The sequence below is a fragment of the Streptomyces sp. NPDC048171 genome, from assembly GCF_043202655.1.
Lineage (GTDB): Bacteria > Actinomycetota > Actinomycetes > Streptomycetales > Streptomycetaceae > Streptomyces.
This window is the reverse complement of the sequence record NZ_JBIDAU010000036.1, coordinates 1-5,776: the sequence shown is the minus strand read 5'-3', so window position 1 is coordinate 5,776 and position 5,776 is coordinate 1. Positions and strand designations below refer to the sequence as shown.

General features: G+C 69.5%; 1 protein-coding gene. It reads right to left on the bottom strand.

Going from position 1 to position 5,776, the window contains the following annotated elements:
- The coding region (locus ACGF3J_RS38655) for an amino acid adenylation domain-containing protein (protein WP_393856121.1) at nt 1-5,776 on the bottom strand (5,776 nt) is incomplete at both ends.

Below are 5,776 nucleotides of genomic sequence, written 5' to 3'. Positions count from 1 at the left end.
CCCGCTGACACACCACCACACCCTTCGGCACCCCCAACGACCCCGACGTATACATCACATACGCCGCCACACCCCCCAACCCACCCACACCCAAACCCACACCCAGATCCACCCCCGGATCCACCCCCGCCAACTCCACCACCACACCCGGATCATCCAGACACACCACCGGAACCGAAACCACACCAGACACCAACCCCACCAGACCACTCACCGTCACCACACACACCGGACCCGCATCCCCCACCACCCAACCCACCCGCTCCGCCGGATACGAAGGATCAAGCGGCACATACGCACCCCCCGCCTTCCACACACCCAACAACGCCACCACCAAATCAACCGACCGCTCCAACAACACCCCCACCACCGACTCCAACCCCACCCCACGCCCCCTCAACACACCCGCCAACCGAGACGCCCGCTCATCCAACTCCCCATACGTCAGCGACTCATCCCCCCACACCACCGCCACCGCACCCGGATCCCGCGCCACCTGACGCTCGAACAGGGCCACCACCGTCTCCTCGGACACCACACGATCGGTGTCGTTCCACTCCGCCAACACCCGCTCACGACCCGACGGCGCAAGCACCTCCACCGCACGCAACGGCGTCCGTGGCGCTTCCTCCAGGGCCGTGACCAGGCCCTCCACCGCCGTCTGCAGCAATTCGCATACGAGCTCCGGGTCGCCGGGCGCGACCACACCGGTCGTCAGCCCGAATCCGACCCCCAGATCATCGACCGAGACCGCCAACGGATAGTTCGTACGATCCTCACCCAGCAGCACCCTCATGCCGGCCACCCCACCCGGCCTTGTGGCGCCGGACTGCGGCTCGTCCGACCGCACTCGGCCGCTGTGGCGGTAGTTGAACAGCGCCGTGAACAACGGGACGGACGTCGGGACGTCGCTGGCCGCCTGGGCCAGGGCGAGGGGCGCATGCTCGTGCACCAGCAGGCCGGCCAGCTGGGCCTGCATCGCCCGCACCGCACCCACCACATCCGTGTCCGCGACGTCCATCCGCACCGGCAGCGTGTTCATGAAGGGCCCGGGGATCCGCTCAGCTCCCGCCCCGGCATTCATCCGGCCCAGCAACACGGTCCCGAACACGACGTCCGACCGCGCGGCCAGTACGGCCAGCACTCGCGCCCACGCCACATGGAACAACGTCGCCGGGCTCACCCCAAGCCCACGCGCCCGCTCCCGCACCCTCTCCGCCAGGGAGTCGTCAACCATCACGCGTGCCTGCTGGGCGCCGGTGCCGTCACCACGGGCGTCGGCCAGGCCGAACGGCAGCGTCGGCTCCGTCACGTCCCTCAGCAACTGGGCGAAGTACTCCTCATGCTCCGCGCGGGACACGCCCAGCCGCGCCTGGGCCACGAAGTCCCGGAACGGCAGCGGCACCGGCAGGGTGTCCCCACGCCCGGTCATGAGGGCCGCGACCTCACCCAGTACCACCTCAGACGCTGTGTGGTCCTGCAGCAGGTGGTGCACCTGTACGAGTGCCACCCACCGCTCGCTGCCCGGCTCCGCCGCCACGTAGACCCGCAGCAGCGGCGCCCGTCGGACATCCATCCACCGGCCGGCGATCGCGATGAGCTCAGCCGCCGGGTTCCCGCCGTCCGTGAGCGTCACCTCGGTCACCGGAACGACCGCGTGCCGCCGCACCACCTGCACCGGTTCGGGCAGACCTTCCCACATCACGCCGGTGCGGTAGATGTCGTGCCGGTCCACCACCTGCTGCAAGGCAGCCAGGAACCCGTCCAGTCGCTCACGGCTGTCAAAGCCCATGGCGAGAGACCGGAGGTACGGATCCGCCTCCCCCGGATCGGCGAGCAGGTGGTGGAAGAAGATGCCCTCCTGCAACGGCGCCAGCGGATACACGTCCGCCACGTTGCCCGCTCCACCGTCGACCGCCGCGCACACCAACTCCACCTGCGCGGCCGTGAGCTCCACCAACGGCAGCATCTCGGGCGTGATGACCTCGGCGCCGTCCGGAATGCCGTTCGGCGGGACCTCCACAACCGGTCCGTTGCCGGCCTCGACCAACCCGGCCGGTGTGGGTGTCTCGAAGAGCGCCCGCACCGAGATCCCCAGTCCCCATTCGCGCAGCCGCGACACCAACGACACCGCGAGCAGCGAGTGACCACCCAACTCGAAGAAGTTGTCGTCGACCCCGATCTGCTCCAGGCCCAGCACCTCGGCGAAGACCGCGCACACGACTTCCTCGACCACCGAGGCCGGCCCGCGTCCCCTGCCGCCCGCGATCCCGTAGTCGGGTGCAGGCAGTGCCGCCCGGTCCAGCTTCCCGTTCACCATCAACGGCAACTCGTCCAGCACCACGACCGCGGACGGCACCATGTACTCCGGCAGCCTCTGCGCCGTATGGGCACGGAGCTCGGCGGCCAGACCAGCGCCCACACCACCGCCGTCCTCGGCCACGACGTACGCCGTCAGCCGCCTGTCGCCGGAGGTGTCCTCGCGGGCGATCACCACCACCTGGTCGACGTCCGGATGCGCGGCCAGTACGGTCTCGATCTCACCAGGTTCGATCCGGTACCCATGCACCTTCACCTGGTCGTCCGCCCGCCCGACGAACACCAGCTGCCCGTCGATCGTCCACCGGACCAAGTCCCCCGTCCGGTACATCCGCTCACCCGGTCCGCCATACGAGCATGGCACGAACCGCTCCGCGGTCAGACCAGGACGACCGAGATATCCGCGGGCCAGCTGCACCCCCGCCACGTACAACTCACCCACCACGCCCGGCACCACCGGGCGCAACCATCCATCGAGGACGAACGTCCTCGTCGTCGCGAACGACCGACCGATCGGAACCGAACCCGCACCCCCGCCGCCCTCACCCGCACCGATCTCGTAGTGCGCGCAGCCGACCGTCGCCTCCGTCGGCCCGTAGTGGTTCACGACAGCGAGCCCCGGGTGCGCCTCGCGCCACCGCTCCACCAGGCCCCAGCTCAGAGCCTCTCCACCCACCATCAACTGGTCTGTCGGGACACACTCCTCCGGCAGCGCCTCCAGCACGGGCAGATGGCTCGGCGTCACCTTCAGGAAGCCCAGACGACGCTCACCCAGCACCGCCGGCAGACCCTCGTCGAGCCCGGACACGAACACACACCCACCGCTCACCAACCCTCCGAACAGACCCGTCACACCTGCGTCGAACGACACCGACGCGTGCAGCAGACTGCTCTCCCGCACCCCCGGATACGCCTCCACACACCAGGTCACATAGGCGGCCAGCGCCGCATGCGACACCACCACACCCTTCGGCCGCCCCGTCGACCCCGACGTGTAGATCACATACGCCGCATGCCCCGACTCCACCCGCACGGGCTCCACCGGCTCACCGGCCGCCACCGCCTCATCCACCACCACCCCAAGGCCCTCCGGCAGTCGTCCGACCAGCCCGTCACTGGTCACCACACACACCGGGCCCGCGTCCTCCAACATCATCGCCACACGATCCGCGGGATACTCCGGATCGATCGGCAGGTACGTACCACCGGCCTTCCACACCGCCAACAACGCCACCACCACATCAACCGACCGCTCCAACATCACCCCCACCACTGACTCCAACCTCACCCCACGCCCGCGCAACACACCCGCCAACCGAGACGCCCGCTCATCCAACTCGCCATACGACAACTCCACCCGCCCATCCACCACCGCCGGCGCACCCGGAGCCCGCACCACCCGCTCCGCGAACAACTCCGGCACCACACCCGACGCCTCCACCACACCCGACTCATTCCAGGCAACCAGCACCCGCTCCCGCTCGCCCTCCGACAACACCTCAAGCCCATGCAGCCCTGTGCCCGGCGCGTTCTCCAAAGCTTCGACGAGGCTCTCGACCGCCGTGTGCATCAACCCGCACACCAACTCGGGGTCACCCGGCTCGAGGGCATCGACCGTCAGCCCGAACCCGGAGCCCATGTCGTCCACCGCCACGGTCAGCGGGTAGTTGGTGCCTCCCCTCCGGTGCACCACGGACACGCCGGCCAGTCCGACCCTGTCACCGCCGTTCGGCAGCGCACCCCACCGCTGGCTGTTCCGGTAGTTGAAAATGGAGGTGAACAGCGGGGCGCGTGCGGGGACACTGCTGGCCTTCTGCGCAAGCGCGAGCGGGGCGTGCTCGTGCACCAGCAGGCCGGCCAGCTGGGCCTGCATCGCCCGCACCGCACCTACCACGTCGCCGTCGGCGACGTTCGCGCGTACCGGCAAGGTGTTCATGAACGGGCCCAGATTCCGATCCGCACCCCGCCCAGCGTTCATGCGGCCGAGCAGCACGGTCCCGAACACCACGTCAGTCCGGCCGGCGAGGCTCGCCAGGACTCGCGCATACGCCACATGGAACAATGTCGCCGGGCTCACGCCGAGCTCACGGGCCTGCTCGCGCACCCGTGCCACCAGCCCGGCATCCACGCTCAGCCTCGCCTGCTCCAGATCGGAGCCATCACCACGAGCATCGGACAAGCCGAACGGCAGCGTCGGCTCCGTCACGTCGCCCAGCAGCTCCGTGAAGTATTCCTCGTGCTCCTCGCGGGAGACCCCCAACCGGGCTTGGGCCACGAAGTCCCGGAACGGCAGTGGTGCCGACAGTTCGTCGTCGCGTCCCTCCATGAACGCCGCGACCTCTCGAAGCACCGCTTCCAGTGCGGTGTGGTCCTGGAGGAGGTGGTGCACCTGCACCAGGCCCATCCAGCGGTCGCCACGCTCGCTGGTCGGCTCCGCGGCCACATGCACCCGCACCAACGGCGCGTCTCGCAGGTCGATCCACCGCCCGGCGATGGCCCGCAGTTCCGCCACCGGATCCCCGTCACGCGACAGGGTCACCTCGGTCACCGGGACAACGGCATGCCGCCAGACCACCTGCACCGGCTCGGGCAGCCCTTCCCACACCACCCCGGTCCGGTAGATGTCGTGGCGGCCCACCATCCGCTGCAACGCCGCCAGGAACCCGTCCAGCCGCTCACGGCTGTCAAAGCCCAGCACGATCCCCTCGAAGTAGACATCCGTCCCACCAGGGCCGGCCAGCAAATGGTGGAAGAAGAAGCCCTCCTGCACAGGTGCCAGCGGGTACACGTCCGCCACGTTCGCGGCCCCGCCCTCGACCGACGCGCAGACCAGGTCGATCTGCGCCGGCGTGAGCTCGACCAGCGGCAGCATCTCCGGCGTGATGACTTCCGCGCCCTCCGGAATCCCGTTGGGCGGCGCCTCCACCACGCCCCCGACACCGGCGCTCGCCGCCGCTGCCAGCGACGCCGGTGTCGGCGCCTCGAACAATGCCCGCACCGACACGCCGAACCCGCGGTCACGCAGCCGGGACGCCAAGGTGACCGCCAGCAGGGAGTGCCCGCCCAGCTCGAAGAAGTTGTCCTCCGCTCCCACCCGTTCCAGCCGCAGCACCTCTGCGAACACCCCGCACACGATCTCTTCCAACACCGTGGCAGGACCTCGACCGTTCACATCCGAGCTGAACTCCGGCGCCGGCAGCGCGGCCCGGTCCACCTTGCCGTTCGCCGTCAACGGCATGCCGTCCAGCACTACGACCGCGGACGGGACCATGTAGTCCGGCAGCCGCTGTCCCACGGCTGCGCGCAGCTCTGCCGTCAGTCCGTCATCCCCGTCGCCCTCGCGGTCGGCGGCGACGTAGGCGACCAGACGCCGGTCGCCAGGAGCGTCCTCACGGACCAGCACCACCGCCCGCTCCACCGCGGGATGCGCCACCAGTACGGTCTCGACCTCGCCCGG